General features: G+C 35.3%; 11 protein-coding genes. 6 read left to right on the top strand and 5 right to left on the bottom strand.

The window, feature by feature from the left end; translation table 11 throughout:
* Positions 1 to 8 precede the first annotated feature (8 nt).
* From ACKC83_RS05940 to ACKC83_RS05930, 3 genes are read right to left on the bottom strand one after another with little or no spacing between them, the layout of a single operon-like run.
* Complete coding sequence (locus tag ACKC83_RS05940; protein WP_434037373.1) at positions 9 to 1349, bottom strand: sugar MFS transporter; 1341 nt, start codon at positions 1347 to 1349, stop codon at positions 9 to 11.
* A 46-nt stretch (positions 1350 to 1395) separates the two neighbouring features.
* Complete coding sequence (locus tag ACKC83_RS05935) at positions 1396 to 2109, bottom strand: LytR/AlgR family response regulator transcription factor (RefSeq protein ID WP_434037372.1); 714 nt, start codon at positions 2107 to 2109, stop codon at positions 1396 to 1398.
* On the bottom strand, positions 2106 to 3146 hold the full coding sequence (locus ACKC83_RS05930; RefSeq protein WP_434037371.1) for a sensor histidine kinase: 1041 nt from the start codon (positions 3144 to 3146) through the stop codon (positions 2106 to 2108). The genes ACKC83_RS05935 and ACKC83_RS05930 overlap by 4 nt, the downstream gene beginning before the upstream one ends.
* Positions 3147 to 3384: 238 nt before the next feature.
* Between ACKC83_RS05930 and ACKC83_RS05925 the strand changes: the two genes are divergently transcribed.
* From ACKC83_RS05925 to ACKC83_RS05900, 6 genes are all read left to right on the top strand, one after another.
* Positions 3385 to 6474 (top strand): SusC/RagA family TonB-linked outer membrane protein, encoded by a 3090-nt coding sequence (locus tag ACKC83_RS05925; RefSeq protein WP_434037370.1) that lies wholly within the window; start codon positions 3385 to 3387, stop codon positions 6472 to 6474.
* A 5-nt stretch (positions 6475 to 6479) separates the two neighbouring features.
* Positions 6480 to 8072, top strand: a complete 1593-nt coding sequence (locus ACKC83_RS05920) for a RagB/SusD family nutrient uptake outer membrane protein (RefSeq protein WP_434037369.1) — start codon at positions 6480 to 6482, stop codon at positions 8070 to 8072.
* 97 nt (positions 8073 to 8169) lie between these two features.
* The gene (nagB, locus tag ACKC83_RS05915; protein ID WP_434037368.1) at positions 8170 to 10098 is read left to right on the top strand and encodes a glucosamine-6-phosphate deaminase; all 1929 of its coding nucleotides are present in this window, start codon (positions 8170 to 8172) and stop codon (positions 10096 to 10098) included.
* A 6-nt stretch (positions 10099 to 10104) separates the two neighbouring features.
* Positions 10105 to 10521, top strand: coding sequence for a hypothetical protein (locus ACKC83_RS05910; RefSeq protein WP_434037367.1), 417 nt, complete (start codon positions 10105 to 10107; stop codon positions 10519 to 10521).
* 27 nt (positions 10522 to 10548) lie between these two features.
* Positions 10549 to 12588 carry a beta-N-acetylhexosaminidase gene (locus tag ACKC83_RS05905; protein WP_434037366.1) on the top strand — a complete coding sequence of 680 codons (2040 nt, stop codon included), beginning with the start codon at positions 10549 to 10551 and terminating at the stop codon, positions 12586 to 12588.
* A gap of 222 nt (positions 12589 to 12810) precedes the next feature.
* Complete coding sequence (locus ACKC83_RS05900) at positions 12811 to 13428, top strand: Crp/Fnr family transcriptional regulator (protein ID WP_434037365.1); 618 nt, start codon at positions 12811 to 12813, stop codon at positions 13426 to 13428.
* Here ACKC83_RS05900 and ACKC83_RS05895 read toward each other — a convergent pair.
* Together ACKC83_RS05895 and ACKC83_RS05890 are read right to left on the bottom strand one after the other, a co-directional pair.
* Positions 13411 to 14769 (bottom strand): alkaline phosphatase family protein, encoded by a 1359-nt coding sequence (locus ACKC83_RS05895; RefSeq protein ID WP_434037364.1) that lies wholly within the window; start codon positions 14767 to 14769, stop codon positions 13411 to 13413. The genes ACKC83_RS05900 and ACKC83_RS05895 overlap by 18 nt on opposite strands.
* Before the next feature lie 84 nt (positions 14770 to 14853).
* A complete protein-coding gene (locus ACKC83_RS05890; protein ID WP_434037363.1) occupies positions 14854 to 18015 on the bottom strand; it encodes a TonB-dependent receptor in 3162 nt (1053 codons plus the stop codon).
* Positions 18016 to 18184 lie beyond the last annotated feature (169 nt).

The following is an 18184-nucleotide window of genomic DNA, read 5'->3' as shown; positions in this document are numbered from 1 at the left end:
GGTTCGAATTACGACTTTTTTAGCCCTACTTTATGGCCGTAAACAGCATAAAACAATATAAAAACATAACATGGAATAAGAATCCAATACCCAGAAGTTGCCGCTTGAGCTGTGGCTGTAGCTTGATCGATTCCTAAACCGATTAATTCTTCTTTTTTACCATCGACTAAAGCACCATACAAAGGCGGAATAATTGCACCTCCAGATATTGCCATAATAAGCAAGGCCGAAGCTGTTTTTGTAAATTTCCCCATACCGTTTAAAGCCAAGGGCCAAATAGCAGGCCACACTAAAGCATTAGAAATACCAAGAGCAGCGACAAAAAGAACAGAGGTAAAACCTGTGGTTGATAATATACAAATAGCAAAAGCGATTCCTAATATTGCACTTACTTTTAGAGCCAATACCTGACTCACATATTTAGGTATTAAAAACACACCTAACAGGTAAGTACCAACCATTGCAAAAAGTGTCATTAAGGTAAGAGATTTGGCCTCTTCACCAGGCATACCAAGCGATAAACCGTAAGAGATAATAGTATCGCCTGCAATAACCTCGACGCCCACATAAAGAAATAATGCAAGCACTCCCAACAGTAAGTGTGGAAATTGAAATACACTAGTCTTTCTTACATGTAGCACACCATCTGCATTGTCTTGATCTGCTTCTTCGGCTTCAACATGAGGTAAAGGTGCTTTTGTAATTAAAACCGCTAGAATAAACAAAACAACAGCCATAATAATATATGGCATCACCACGCTATCGGCCATTGCGTCTAAAAGCGTAGTTTTTTCTTCTAGAGACACCGTAGCTAATTTGGCTTGAATGTCGTCTATTCCAGATAGTAATAGTGCTCCAAAAATAAAAGACCCAAGGGCTCCGGCAATTTTATTGGCTATTCCCATAATAGCAATGCGCTTTGCCGCACTTTCCATAGGTCCTAATATAGTTATATAAGGATTTGAAGCCGTTTGTAACAACGTCATACCTAAACCTTGAATAAAAATCCCAGTTAAAAACAGTGTATACGTACGTGCTTCGGCTGCAGGAATAAAAACCAATGCACCGATTCCCATAAGCGCTAATCCAAAAGACATGCCCTTTTTATAACCTACTTTTTCAATAATATACGAAGCCGGTAAAGCCATAATAACAAATGAAATATAAGATGCAGAAGCCACTAAATACGATTGTGCATCGGTAAGCTCGTTTATGGTTTTCATGAAAGGGATTAAGGCACCGTTAATCCATGTTACAAATCCGAAAATGAAGAACAATCCGGCAATAATTAGTATAGGCACTAAAGAAGAATTCTTCGGTGCCGCGTGAGTTTTTGCGGTTTTAGACATGATGTTTTAGTAAGTAATTATGTGGTTAATATGTAGTTGATTTTATTTAAGAGTCTTCGTTTTTAAAGATGCGTTCGCGGGTAATCTTTACGTAATTCCTCCCAATTGGAATTCTACGGTTAGCAATTTCAATAGTATTTCCTTCTACCGATTTAATTTTATTTATAGAAATCGTGTAAGACCGATGTACACGTAAAAAATTAGATTGTGGCAACTCCTCGGAAATAGCGGTTAACGATTTATGAACCACGTAATCTCCTAAAGTTGTAATCACTTTAATGTAATCTTTAAGGCTCTCTATATATAGAATATCATTTAAATTCACCTTAATTAACTTCTTACTTACCTTAAGAAAAATATGAGGCTCTTGCTGTAAGTTTAAATCTGAAGTTGCATTTGTAATATAAACCTGTTGGTAGACCTTATTCATGGTTTTTAGAAAGCGATTAAACGGAATAGGTTTCACTAAATAGTCCAGCACATTTAACTCGAAACTCTTTACTGCATATTCGCGATAGGCCGTAGTAAATACTATTAATGGTTTATAACTTAAGTTTTCAATAAAGGCAAAACCACTTAATTGTGGCATATTTATATCTAAAAAAATAACATCGATTTTTTCTCGCTCAATAATAGGATAAGCTTTTAAAGGATTATTAAAAGTTGCCACAATTTCTATATGATCGAAATTCTTTAAATGATCCTCTATCACTTTAATGGCTAGAGATTCGTCGTCTATTATTAAGCATTTAATTTTCATCGAATGGGAATTTTTAAAAACAGGTTATATGTATTATCCCTAATGGTAGTTTCTAATACATAATTGCTGCCAAACAGTAAATTTAATCGGCGTTTGGTGTTTGCAATACCTATACCTTGTTCGTTCGTAATATCGGAATTAGAATTGAAACTATTTACTAAATTAAACTCCAAATAATCTTTTCCTTTAACTTCAAAACTCATTACTACTGTTACTTTCTCACTATTTTTTAACCCATGCTTAAAACTGTTTTCTATAAAAGTTAAAAATAATAAGGGTGGCACCTCAATATCTTCAATATTTCCAGTGATGTCTGTTTCAAACTCTATACTATCGTTAAAACGCAAGCGGGCAATATCTATAAAGTTATTAATATGATTTATTTCTTCAAACAAATCGGCTTTAGAGCTATTAACTTCATATAACACATATTGCATCATATCCGATATTTTTATGACCAATTGCGGGGCATTATCAGACTTGGTTAAGGTTAAAGCATAAAGATTATTTAAGGTATTAAAAAAGAAATGTGGCTGAATCTGTGTTCGCAAATATTTTAGCTCTGTACTTAACTGCAACTTTGCTAGTTCTTCATTACGTTGCTTTTCTATACTCCAATCAATAAGTAATTTTATAGCAGATACAAACCCAATAACATACAATTCGCCTAAAACAACAGCGACTATATGATTTAGTTCTAAAAACTGACCAGAATTCCCTGCCTCTGGCCAAATATTTTTGGTGACTAAAACATAATTTAATCCCGTTCTCACCATATACACCATGGCCAACATAAATATAAGCCAGAATAAATAACTCCAATAACGCTTACGCAATACTAATTTCGGAATTAAAATATACACATTTATATAGACTACTATTATATGTATAGGAAACTCTATTAAGTTGGATTTCAACGAATACCAGTAATCGTTAAAATAACTTCCCCAACGTACAACATTAAATATAAAGTAGCCCAACCAAAATAGGATGTGGTATTTTACAGAAATGGATTGCTTTATATTGAACTTAAACAAAGTGATTTTTTTATAGATTGTGTAACGAATTTTAAAAAAAGCAAATAATAATTAAGCAATTTTAGTAATATAATAGTTAATTCACAATTAAATTCACCTTTCTTTATTTCCTGAAAAACGCTCATCGTAACTCTAATGTTATTTATATGTTAAATCGTGTCGTTTAGATATTTAATTTTAAAATAAAGATAGAAAGAGATAAACTTGAATCAAATAACAGAGACTAAACAATCAAATTATGAAACACTTTTTAAGAATGACCTTCTTATTTTCTTTATTGTTCTGTAGCTCACAAGCGATGCAGGCACAAAGCAAGGAAATTAAAGGAACTGTTACCTCTAAAGTAGATGGCATGCCAATCGCTGGAGCAAATGTTGTGGTTTTAGGAACATCAAATGGAACACTAACCGATTTTGATGGAAACTATACCCTAAACGCTAATGTAGGAGATGTATTAAAATTCTCGTATTTAGGAATGACAACCTCGCAAATTACTATTGCTACTGCAAGTACTTACGATGTACAACTAGATGAAGATAGCGAACAATTAAACGAAGTTGTAGTAACGGCTTTAGGAATTAAGAAAGAGAAAAAGGCACTGACGTATTCTGCTCAAGAAGTAAGTGGAGATCAATTAACACAGGTAAAACAAACCAACCCAATAAATAGTTTATCTGGAAAGTCGGCGGGTTTAACCATTACAAAAAGCGCTTCGGGTTTAGGAGGTGCATCTAAAGTAGTATTAAGAGGAAACTCTTCTACTACTAATAACGACCCTTTATATGTAATTGATGGAATTCCGATGTTAAACAGCGGAAATGGTTCTAACGGAAACGAGCCTGGTACCGATATTTTTGGTAGCCAAACAGGTAACCGTGATGGTGGTGATGCCATGTCGTTAATTAATCCAGACGATATTGAAAGTATGACCATCCTTAAAGGTGCATCGGCTTCTGCTTTATATGGTAGCCAAGGGGCTAACGGTGTAATTTTAATTACTACTAAAAAAGGAAAAGATGGTGTTTTATCGGTAAACTTCAATTCAAGTTTTACGGTAGACAATGTAACTTCATTACCAGAGTTACAATCTGAATACCAAAGTAAATCTGTTGGACAGCCAATTGCAGAAAACGGACGAGTGGCAGATGCCAAATCTTGGGGAGATAAAGCAAGCGGATTAAGCAATGACCCTAAAGATTTCTTCCAAACAGGATTCACTTCTATTAACGCCTTATCACTAACAGCAGGAAATGCTAAAGCCCAAACATATTTCTCTTACGCAAACACCATAGGAGAAGGTGTTATTCCAGAAAACCGCTTAACGCGTAACAATATTACATTAAGAGAAACTGCCGCATTTTTAGATAATAAAATTGAAGTATCTGCAAGCATTAACTTATCAGATCAGCGTATATGGAATCGTCCAACAAATGGTTTATACTCTAACCCGTTAACAGCAGTGTACCTTAATCCTGTAGGAATTAGTAGAGATTTATACAAAGATAAGTACGAATATTTCAATACAGATTTAAACCAAATGGATCAGTATGCTTCGTCTTTCGACGAGAACATTCAGCAAAATCCGTACTGGTTAATTAACCGTAGTCCAAGTAAAGATATCGCACAACGCGTATTAGCTAACGTATCTGTAAAATATAATGTTACCGAAGATTTTGCTTTACAATCTAGAGGGAGTTACGACAAGTCTTTCTTTACATTCGACAAAAGACAATATGCAGGAACTGATCCTGTAAACTCTGGAGATAACGGCCGTTACGTTTTAGAAAAAACAGAAAACACCCAACAATACATCGACTTAATAGCATCGTACAACAAAGACCTATCAGAAAACTTTTCTTTCTCTGGTCTTTTAGGTACAAGTTTAACAAAATACAAACTTGGAGATCAGATTTTATTAGACTCTGGACGTGATGGAGACGGTCTTAACTATCCAAACGTATTTACTATTGCGAATTTTGTATCTACCAATAACATCAGACAATCGGTTTCAAACAGAGAAGTACAATCGGTTTTCGGGTCTTTAAACTTTGGATATAAGGATATGTTATTCTTAGATGTTACTGGTCGTTCAGACTGGTCTTCTACCCTAGTAAATACAGATTCAAATTCATTCTTTTATCCTTCTGTTGGTTTAACTACAGTGTTAACAGAAATGTTCGATATGCCAGACTTTATCTCTTTCGCTAAAGTAAGAGGATCTTACGCAGAGGTAGGAAAAGATATCCCGGTATATGCTACTGTTCCATTAAACGGTATAAACAATACAAATACAGGTATTGGTACTGCCCCTTTTGCTCCTATTGAAGGTGAAACCTTAGAGCCAGAAAGACAAAAAGCTTACGAAATTGGTACAGAATGGCGTTTCTTTGGTAACCGTTTAGGTTTAGACTTTACCTACTATAGTACGAGTACTTACAATCAGATTTTCTACATCCAAGCAGAACCAAATCCAAACGGATATGCACAAAACATTGTAAATGCTGGAGAAATTTCGAATAAAGGTATCGAGCTTGTATTAAACGGAAAACCTGTAGTTACAGATAACTTTACGTGGAATACAGCCTTAAACTTTGCTAAAAACGATAACGAAGTGATTGCAGTACACCCATCATTACAAAATGGAGAAGCTATTATTACTGCTCGTGGTGTAAATGGTTACGAGTATTCTTTAATTGAAGGAGAAGACTTTGGAAGTATTAAAGCGCGTTCTTTAGTTAGAGACGAAAATGGTACGCCAATAATTAACTCTTCTGGAACATTATTAAGTACAGATTTCGAAACTGTAGCACATGCTCAACCAGACTTTACATTAGGATGGAACAACTCTTTTGAATTTGGAAACTTTCACTTTAACTTCCTTATCGACGGTAAATTTGGAGGTGACGTCATGAGTGTTACTGAAGCTGTAAACGATAAATACGGTGTATCTCAAGCTTCTGCAGATGCTAGAAATAACAACGGCGGCATGATAAACGTTGTTGACGAAAGTGGTACTGCTTCTCAAATCGATGCACAATCGTATTACAATGCAATTGGCGGTAGAGACGGTATGTTAGGAGAATATGTTTACGATGCCACCAACATTAGCTTACGTGAATTATCTGTAGGGTACAAATTAAATTTAAACGATAGTACGATAGATAACATTAACTTCTCGCTTATCGCAAACAATCTTTTCTTCATCTATAAAGACGCACCATTCGATCCGAATATTGCATCGAGTACAGGAATGGGATTACAAGGCGTAGATATTTATAACCAACCTTCTACGAGAAGTATCGGATTAAATGTTAACATAAATTTCTAAGAAAAATGAAAAATATATTAAAATATACATTGGCATCTGTTGTTGCCATGAGTTTATCAAACTGTACTGGAGATTTTGAAGATATAAACACAAATCCAAACGGAATCTCTCAAGAAAGTTTAACACAACAAAACAACCATATCGGATCTCGATTTTCACCCATGTTTTCGAATGTAATTCGTGTAGAGCCGGCCTGGAACTACCAATTACAACAAAACCTTAATGCAGATATCTTTTCGGGATATATGACTTCGCCAACTCCTTTTGCCGGAAACATAAACAACCAAACTTATGCTTTAGTAAATGGATGGAACGGTTTTATTTGGAGCGATGCTTACGATGCAAACGACGGAAACGGTGTTATGCCCTATGCTCGTGAAATCACACAACAAGTAGAGCTTTCTGGAGATCCAAATGGTGTAAAATTTGTTTACTTATCTAACGTTATAAAAGTCATGGCCATGCATCGTATTTCTGATGTATTCGGACCAATACGTTATTCTAAATTCGACGATTACGATACTACAGGACAATACGATTCTCAGGAAGAAGCTTACAACGCATTTTTCGCGGACTTAGATGAAGCGATTAATGGTCTTGAATCATTTACTGAAGATGCGCAATTTACAGCATTCGACCAATCATCTCTAGGTGGAGACATTGGGCAATGGAGAGCTTTTGCGAATACGTTACGTTTACGATTAGCAATTCGTGTTTCTAAAGTAAACCCTACTTTGGCACAAACCCAAGGTGAGCTTGCATTATCTAGCAACGCAGGGTTATTAGAATCTCAAGACATGTTAGTAGACATGGGTGGCTTTGTGCATCCTGTATTAACAATTAGTCAAGTTTGGGGAGATATTGCCATGAGTGCAGAAATGGAATCTATTTTAACAGGATTTAAAGACAATAGAATTTCAACACTATTCAACACCGCTTTAGATCCTTCTTTAGGAAGCTATAAAGGAATTCGTCAAGGTATAGAAATTGAAGCAAAAGGTGAATACGGTAGCCACTCACCTATTGGATCTGCCGTAAGCGGTTCTAACAAAATCTGGATGACTGCTGCAGAAGTAGCATTCTTAAAAGCTGAAGCAGCTTTAAGAGGATGGACTGGTGCTGGAGATGCTAAAGCAAATTACGAAGCTGGTGTTCGTGCTTCTTTTGCACAATTTGGAGCCTCTGGAGTAGAAGCTTATTTGGCAGACACTACAAGCACACCTGCAAATTTTGTAGATGCATTAAACCCAGACAACAACATTGCTTATAATTCTAATGTTAAAATTGCATATAACGAAGCGGGTTCTAAAGAAGAACAATTAGAACAAATAATAACCCAGAAATGGATTGCTATGTTCCCTGACGGACAAGAAGCATGGAGTGAATTTAGACGTACGGGTTACCCTAGATTATTCCCTGTGGTTGTAAACAATAGCGGAGGCACCATAGATTCAGATATTCAAATTCGCCGAATCAATTTTGTAGACGTAGAGAAAAATACAAACGGTGCAAATGTAGATGCTGCTGTAGGGATGTTAAAGGGTCCAGATACAGGAGGAACTAGATTATGGTGGGATACCGGATTATCTAATTTTTAATCCAAAGAAACTAAGATTATATATTGATTGAGTGTTGATTAGTTCACAAAGTAAACGGGAGTTGAGTCCCGTTTACTTTATCAAAAAAAAAATTAAAATGAAAGTAGATAGTACTGATTTAAAAAGTATAGCCTACACGGAGGCTGGAAAATTTGAGGAAACGCGTTTTGAAAAAATTCATAACGTAATCTTCGACTCTTCAAATGAGGCATCAATAATTGTTGCAGAAGAAATCGCGACTTTAATTAACGAAAAGGAAGCATTGAATCAGCCTTGTGTTTTAGGTCTAGCTACAGGATCGTCTCCTATAAAAGTATATGAAGAATTGGTAAGAATGCATAAGGAAGAAGGCCTCAGTTTTTCTAATGTGGTCACCTTTAACTTAGATGAATACTACCCTATGGGGAAAGATAATATTCAAAGTTATTTTTACTTCATGCATGAGCACCTGTTTAATCATGTCGATATTCTTCCTGAAAATATTAACATTCCAAACGGCATGGTAAGTGCAGACGATTTATATCAATATTGTATCGATTACGAATTAAAAATTAAATCATACGGTGGCTTAGATTTTCAACTATTAGGCATTGGACGTACTGGACATATTGGTTTTAACGAACCAGGGTCGCATTTAAATTCTGGAACCAGAAGTATTACATTAGACCACGTTACACGAGCAGATGCTGCACCCGCTTTTTTAGGTATCGATAACGTACCGAGAAAAGCCATTACTATGGGAATTGGCACCGTTAAAAGCGCCAAACGTATCGTATTGTTAGGTTGGGGTTTAAACAAAGCCAAAATTCTTAAAGACACCATTGAAGGCGAAGAAACGTCTAGCGTCCCTGCTACTTATTTGCAAGACCACGACAATACTACTTTTGTTATTGATAGCGAGGCATCATCAGAATTAACACGCGTAAAAACACCTTGGCTAGTTGCATCTTGTCATTGGACAGACATCTTAAAACTTAAAGCTGTAGTTTGGCTTAGTGAGCTATTAGGTAAACCCATTTTAAAATTAACGGACAAAGACTATAACGACAACGGAATGTCTGGCTTGTTAACCGAAGAAGGTACAGCTTACGATTTAAACATAAAGATGTTTAATAAACTACAGCATACCATTACAGGATGGCCTGGAGGAAAACCAAATGCCGATGATTCTCACAGACCAGAACGCGCTAATCCTGCTAAAAAACGTGTTATTATTTTTAGTCCACACCCAGACGACGATGTTATTTCTATGGGAGGAACTTTCGATAGGTTAGTAGAACAAGGTCACGAGGTACATATTGCTTACCAAACCTCTGGAAACATTGCTGTTTCAGATGAAGAGGCTTTAAAATTTGCTGAAATTATCTGCAAATTAAATCCAGATAATTCTGAAGCTAAAGCGATAATAGACTTTTTGCAAAGTAAGACAGACAAGGATATCGATTCGAAAGCATTGCGACAATTAAAAGGCTTAATCAGGCAAAGTGAATCTTTAGCCGCAACACGCTATTTGGGTGTAAAAGATGAAAATGTTCACTTTTTAAATCTACCGTTTTACGAAACTGGAACCATTAAAAAAGGGAATTTAACGTCGGACGACATCGACATTGTTACATCTTTAATTGAAGCTGTTAAACCTCATCAAATTTATGCAGCAGGAGATTTGGCAGATCCGCACGGCACTCATAAAATGTGTTTAGATGCGCTTTTTGAAGCTATAGATGTGCTTAAACCAAAAGCATTCATGAACGATTGCTGGGTTTGGTTATACCGTGGTGCTTGGCACGAATGGGAATCTTACGAAATAGAAATGGCTGTGCCTATGAGTCCGGATCAGGTGCTTAAAAAACGTCATGCTATATTCTATCACCAATCTCAAAAAGATGGTGTCATGTTTCAGGGCGACGACTCCAGAGAATTTTGGGTTCGTGCAGAAGACAGAAATCGCTTAACAGCCAAAAAATATAACGATTTAGGGCTTGCAGATTACGCTGCTATTGAAGCGTTTAAACGTTATCATTTCTAAAATAGAATGAAAAAATCACTTTTAATAATTTCAGCTTTAATCTGTTGGTCTTGTAAAAACACTCCTGAAAACATATCAATTTCAGGAACTTGGAAAATGGTTTATGCTGAAATTATTGAAAATGATACCATTCAAATTAAAGATTTACAACATACCGAGTTCATTAAAATTATCAATGACTCACATTTTGCATTTTTCAATCAGAATATAAATTCTAATGAACATTTTTACAGCGGTGCTGGCTCTTACGTTTTAAACGGACAAGACTATGAAGAGGTTTTGAGTTACACCAATTCGGAAGCCATTAAAAATCATACATTCTCTTTTAAAATTCAAATGAAAGGAGATACGTTAATTCAGACTGGAATAGAAAAAATCGAAGCCGCAGGAATTAATAAAACCATTACAGAAAAAGTACATTAAACTTAATTGAGCCTTAAATAAGACACAATGAAAAAAATCATATTACTAATTATAATCATAACCTTTAACAGTGCTTTGAGTCATGCTCAAGATGCATTAGCAAGTACATATGATTTGATGCCTTGGCCAAAAAACATACAGGATACGAAGCAAAACCTTCCTATTACTGAAAACTTAACTATTTCTATTGACGGTCCTGCACAAGACCGTGTGCGCTTTGTGGCGACCTCTTTTTTAAGACGCCTTTCTGGTAGAACGGGTGTGTTTATTAATTCAGGCTTCCCAACTTCTGCAAAAGCCAATCCCAATGCAACGATTAAAATCAGCTATAAAAACGAAGGAAAACTGACTATAAACAACGACGAATCGTATCAATTAAACGTTTCAAATTCTGGTGCAACAATTACCGCAAACACAGATATCGGGGCTTTAAGAGGAATTGAAACCTTGTTACAACTTACAAGCAACGATGCTACTACATATTACTTTAAAGGCGCTTCAATTTCTGATGCACCACGTTTTGTATGGCGCGGTTTAATGATAGACGTGTCTAGACATTTCCATCCCGTACATGTGATTAAACGCAATTTAGAAGCTATGGCTTCGGTAAAAATGAATGTATTTCATTGGCATTTAATAGACGACCAAGGGATTCGTATAGAATCTAAAGTGTATCCGCAATTAACAGATTTGGCTTCAGACGGGTTGTTTTACACCCAAAACCAAATTAAAGATGTGGTAGCTTATGCTTCAAAATTAGGAATACGCGTCGTTCCAGAAATCGATGTCCCTGGACATGCCACAGCTATACTCACAGCCTTTCCAGAATTGGGAAGTAAACCGGGAGCCTCTTATAGTGTAGAGCGTTATTCAGGTGTTTTCGACCCGACATTAGATCCTACAAACGACAACACTTATGTTTTTTTAGAAAATCTATTTACTGAAATCGCACCACTTTTTCCTGACACTTACTTCCATATTGGAGGCGATGAAAACGAAGGAAAACACTGGGATGCTAATGAAAATATTCAGAAATTCAAAAAAGCGCATAACCTAAAAACCAATCACGATTTACAAACCTATTTTAATATTAAGCTTGAGAAAGTTTTAAATAAATTAGGTAAAAACCTAGTGGGTTGGGATGAGATTATGACACCAACCATGCCAACAACCGCAGTGATTCACTCTTGGAGATCGGAAAACGAAGGGCTTCCAAAAGGAGGCTCATTAATTGAGGCCGCTAAACAAGGTTACAACACCATTTTATCTAACGGGTTTTATATAGACCGTATGGAATCTGTGATAAAGCACTATCAAAACGAACCAATTGGCGATATCCAATTAACAACAGAAGAACAAGCACGTATTCTAGGAGGAGAAGCAACCATGTGGAGCGAACTTACCACATCGGAAACTATAGATTCTAGAATTTGGCCAAGAACAGCAGCAATAGCAGAACGCCTTTGGTCACAAAAAGATGTAAACGATGTAGATAATATGTTAAAGCGTTTAGACGTAATCAGCTACCGCCTGGAAGAATTAGGCATAACGCATATTAAAAACAAAGCTGTTCTTTTAAGAAACTTGTCGAATAATCAAGATATTTCTTCTCTAGAAACACTAATGAATATTTGCGAACCACTTAAAATCTATTCAAGAAATCAAGGTGGAACAGAATACAAAACTTTCTCACCGTTTCGATTATTTGCAGATGCTTGTACTGTAGATGCTAAAGATGCCGTTAAATTTAACCGCTTAGTCAAAAGTTATATAGCGTCACCTACCGAAAACACTAAAGCAAAACTTATAGTGTATTTGAAGCATTGGTCTAAAAATTATGAGACATTTTCTAAATTAGAAAAATCGCCACTTTTAAATGATTTAGATTCATTGTCTAAAAACCTCTCTGAAGCGTCATCTATTATACTTCAGAAACTAACGAATAACACGCTTTCAGATTCAGCCAAAGCACAATTAAAAATCAATTTATCGATTTTAAATCAAGATCATGTAGATGTTGAGGTTGCTATAGTAGAATCTTTAGAAGCACTCTCTAAGCATATATAATAGTTTATTTGAATTGATTTGTTTGTAACCCCGATATTTTGATTAATATCGGGGTTTACAATTTTTATTTCGACTTCAAAATCCTTAACATATTTAAATATTTTTAGCAACCTAATATAGTAACGCGCTGAAAAGTTAAAATTGAAAACTTAAACTTTAAATAACTTAGTATACGCTAGCTATACCTATTTTTATGTCTTGCCAATTTTTGACTTATAACGTATGAGACCCGATTTAAAAGATTATGAGATTTTTTCTTTTTACAAGCATCTTAAGGAGAGATATAATAGTGAGTTAGAAAATTTCGTAACCGAAATTGTATTTGAAAAGAACAGTTACATTTACCAACCTCCCAAAGTAAAAAACTATATTTATGAGATTGTCACTGGAGCCGTCAAATTAGGTGGATATTCCGAAAAAGGAGATGAATACACGTATGACGTGGTACATACAGGCGATTATTTTGGTAATTTAAGATATTTAAACGGACAATTTTTTGAATTTTCGAAAACGCTAATGGATGTAAAAGTAAGACTATACGATTTAGACTTTTTTAAACGAGAAGTTAAAAGTCATCCCGTTGCCGCTGAATGGTTTTTTAGCTACTTAACAAAAAGATGGTATATAGCCGAAAAGAAATTATGTAAAGTAAATGAACGCTCCATAGTAGATAAGTTAAAATTCTTAAATACCATTTACACCATTAATGTTTTAGATGTAAAAGGCGAGCCTCATAACATACACTGTTTACTTACACAAAAAGACAAGGGCGACCTTATTGGGGCCACCCGTCAAACCATTGCAAATGCTTTAAAAAACAAATCAGTTTGTCTTAGTTAATATCCCTGGATATAGCACTCCTTTTTTTGATTCAAAATTTAAATCTAGTAATTCATTAATTATGGGAGCGATATCTTCTAACCCCATTTTTTCTATTGTTTTAGATTTTGAAATACCTGCTCCAAATGCCACAAATCCAGTTTCTATTTGCTTAAAATCTGGATAATACCCGTGAGTACCTCCTGTTCTTGCCGAAAGGATATCTCCATTTGTTTTAGAAGACATGGCAATTCCAGGTATAGGAGCTAAGGCTAGAACAGCATTAGGATCTGCTCCTATTTCATCTAATTCAGCTCTATCAACAACTCTAAATAATTTTTTGATATTAGACGGCAGTTCATCTAGTTTTTTTCTAACCTTTTCTACAGTTTTATTATCCCCTTTATTTTTAACCATTAAAAATGCCGAAGCCCCAGATGTGTGAAAAGCGGCTTTCCAATTTCCACGATCTTTTTTATCTTCAATTAAACCTTCTTCAACCAACCAAATATTGGGACTAAGTGCAGAATGTATGTCTGCAAAACCATGATCTCCTGTGATTATAAATGTGGTCTGATCTTCAAGGCCCGCTCTTATAGCCGCTTCTTTTATTTTACCAATAGCCCTATCTACAGCAGCTATAGAGGTATACACTTTTTCTCCTTCTCTCCCTTGTTCATGTTGAAAATGATCTACTGCAAAAAGATGAATCGACATAAAGTTTGGCTTGTAAGTTTCTAACGTATAGGCTGCCATTTCTCCAATTCTGTCTTCCCTATTTAGATAATCGCCATTAAATGTTTTATCATTTAATTTACCAAGAACTTCTTCTTCCATTTCTTTTAGAAACCCTTCTGGACTCTCGAAATCTCTCATCGGCTTAATTTTTCCATAAGAACTATCTAGATACCAATTTTCGGGTATGTTATAATCTATGTCGGCACCCACTGTAACTGGCCACATAAAACTAGCACTAGTTTTACCTGCTTCTTTTACTGCTGTCCATAATGTCTTGGTTTTAATTAGATCATATTCCCAATACCAACGCCCCGTTTGGCCTTTTTCTTCAAACGGACTGTTGTAATAAATTCCATGATCCATAGGGTATGAACCTGTAATTAAAGTCGTATGTGAAGGATAGGTTACCGAAGGAAATATGCCTCTTACACCCGTTGCAGAGACACCTTCTTTTACCATGTGTTTTAAATTTGGTACCGGCCATTTTTCTTCTAAATAAAATTCTGGTCTAAATCCGTCTACCGAAATCAGCACCACGTGTTGAGACATTTTTTTATCTTGTGCAAAACTCACTTGACATAATAACAACACTGTAAGTGCATATATAATTCTATAATTTTTCATTTTATTTTCTATTTGTTTAATTGTAAAAACATGGAATTTATTTCGTGTAAAAACAAACTCCATGCTACAAGTTGTAATATGTTTTTAATTGAAAGTATATCTTACACCTAATTGTAAGCGCCATGGATCTCCATTAATTGGCTCTGTTGAACTAGCTGTTTGTACCGAATAATCATAACTCTGGGTGGTTTGATCGAACCCTGTTATATTCATTAAATTTCTATTTCCGAAGTTATGTGATTGTCCCCAATCTTTATTTAGCATGTTCGCAAAATTGAAAATATCCATAGAAAGCTCTAAACCATGCTTTTTATTCTTCATTTCAAATCTTTTAAGAAGTCTTAAATCTACTACAGCATAAAAAGGATTCTTTCCACCATTACGCTCGGCAAATCCACCATAACTATCTTTTAAATAGTCTTTAAAGCCTTGCGGAGTATCAGAATCGTTTAAAATTTGATTGTAACCATCAATTATTGACTGAGGAGTATTCGGATCGTTTGGATCGTATATATAAGCAATGTCGTTACTTAAATTATAGTCTCCGTTGGCACTTGTATTACTATTTACCTTAAAAGAATATCTTGTACCACCTTGACCAACAATTTTTGCTCCTAGTGTAAATCCTTTCCATGTTGGTGTAGCTCCATTTATGATTAGTTTAGTATCGAAATGATTATCTGCGTAACCATAATTTAGATCTCTTGGGTCTCCGGAAACAGGTAAAAATGTTGAAGTATTTGCAACACAACAGTTATAAGAAGAATTGTCTTTAGACTTATTAAATGTGATACTTCCATTTACATATCCATCGGTTCCAATTTGTGCAGAAGCTTCTAAGACTAACGCAAGTTGGTCTAGTATCCCATCAGAAGTCATGACCAAAGTCCTTCCTACTTGATCGGAAATTCTTGAGTTTGTCCAATCTGAATTACCATTTTCAGAAATTGTATTTGCAGGCACAAATACTTCTCTTCCTTGCTCTGTGATAAAGTATGGTTCTTTAACAAGGTTTGCTTCCTGATAGGTATAGTTATTTTTAGTATGGCTGAATAGTGCATTAAAACCTAAACTATAGCGTTCTCCAAAAAAATGAGTGTAGCTCAAGTTTGCTTTGAAGGTTGTAGGCACTTCAAAATCTTTTCCTACAGCATTTATTGTTGAAAAAGGAGTAACACCTTCTGGTACTCCAGGTACTGTACTCGGATCGTTTCTGTAAGAATTAAAATCGGGTGTAGGAACATTTGCTCCAGTAACATCTATAGCACCTAATAACGTACCACTATTTTGAATATTATTTACTTGGGCATAATAATGTGGCTGAGCAGAAAATACTCCTCCTCCAAATTTTACAACATCCTTATTTTCACTCTTTACATTATACGTTAGCTGAAATCTAGGCTGAATGTTATTATAATCATCTAATGTTTCATCTGTTCGTATACCTAACTCGTCGTCTACTACTGGGTTATATTCTCCACTATCTAGAAATTTTGTGGCATCCCAACGCACACCAGCAACGAGGTTAAGGTCTGATGTAATATCCATTTCAACCTGAGCAAATAACGATAAATCTAATACCGTTTGCTTTACCAATGGCAATCCCTGCAAAGGAACTTCTCTAGCATATCTAGAGGCATTCTGATTTTCAAAATCTTCTAAAGAATCAAAATAAAAACGTCCATTTTGCTCGTTAGACAATAAAGTTTCTAACGACGTAATCATATTATCTGTACCAAAGGTAAAATCGGCTTTATCTGTATTGATATAGGTTGTATTGATAAATTGCACCTGATTTTCAACATTAGTTTCAGGCGTATAACGTTGTCCTCCTAACTGCACACTTTTAGTACTATTGTTACCATTAGGTAGCACAGAAGCGACTTGCACTATGGCTCTAGGAATATTAGATTGAGGCAACTGCGTATTTGGTGTATACGATCTTTCGGCATGTTGGTATTGCAATTTAAATTCATTGGTTACCACATTGCTAAACATAGATCGTAACGATAACATTGTACTGTTTTCTAAAGAGCTAAAGTCTGAGTAAGTCTCTGCCATTTCAATACTAGAATTATCGCTAACACTAAATGGATTATCCCATTTATTATACAAATTACGTAACGTAAGTCTGTGCTTATCACTTATTTGCCAATCCAAACGAATAAATAAATTATTGGCTTCTGTCTTACGATCGAATTGCCCTGTTTGTTGCTCATCTGATAAACCATAAACCTCGCGACCGATACTCTTAAAACGATCTAAATTATCTTGAGTTATCCCTAAGCGATTTTCGTCATCGTCGCTTTGTATGTCTGCTATATAAACAGGCTCTCCCGCATCTTGTCTCTCATAAACTCCAAAAAAATGAAGCTTATCTTTAATGATTGGTCCTCCCAAACTAAAACCAGATTGCGACGTATAGAAATCTGCTGTTCGCTCTTGGCCTTGAATGTTATATTTACTTTGTAAATTATCTGCTCTGTGATAGAAAAATGCACTCCCTGAAAATTCATTAGTACCAGATTTAGTTACAGCAGATACAGAACCACCACCCTGTCTTCCTTGGGTCACAGCATAATCGTTTGTAGACACTTCAAATTCTCGAATAGCTTCTTGAGATATGGTATACGGTCCACTACCAATATCGCCTGCAGTTAGCTGATTTCTAGCATTAGTCCCATCAATAGTAATGTTAGTTGATGTTCCTCTTTGTCCACTTAAATTATAACTTCCTCCACCTTGTAAAGGGGACAAACTTGTTAAATCAGAAAAATCTCTTCCTTCAGTGGCTAGTTTTTTAATTTGCGTTGCTCCAATTTTTGTCGATGCTCCAATTTGATCAATACGTTTGGTAATCCCATTTGTAGAAATAATTACCTCTTCCAAATTTGTAGAAGATTCTTGTAATGTAAAATGGATTACTACAAGATCACTAAGGTTTAACATGATTCCTTCTCGAATAGATTCAGAAAAACCTAAATATTTAGCTGTAACGCTATATGGTCCTCCTAAAGGTAATTGAGGCAATTTAAAATCTCCATTATCATTAGTTAGTGTTCCAGAGATAAAACCTGTAGAGATATCTTTTATCATGATATCTGCTCCCATTAATGGTATCCCGTTTTCATCTTTCACAGTTCCTTTAATAGTTGCATTTGTTGCTTGACTGTAGGAATTAATACTTGTTCCGAATAAAAAAAGTAAGACCAAAAAATGGAAAGACTTTAAGTACTGTTTTTTCATTTGTTATAGTTGTTTTTAGTAGATGGTGAAAATAGATACACATCTAGCCTAGCAAATGTTAGTTTTTAACATTTTACAACTACTTAACCTAAAATTTATAACTTGTTAATGCACCGGAATTAGGAACACTATAAAATTATTGCCCAAAATTTTTATCGGATTCTTGATA

The sequence above is a fragment of the Formosa bonchosmolovskayae genome (assembly GCF_051016085.1).
GTDB lineage: Bacteria > Bacteroidota > Bacteroidia > Flavobacteriales > Flavobacteriaceae > Formosa.
Note: the sequence above shows the minus strand (reverse complement) of the source record. Positions and strands in the feature narration are given on the sequence as shown.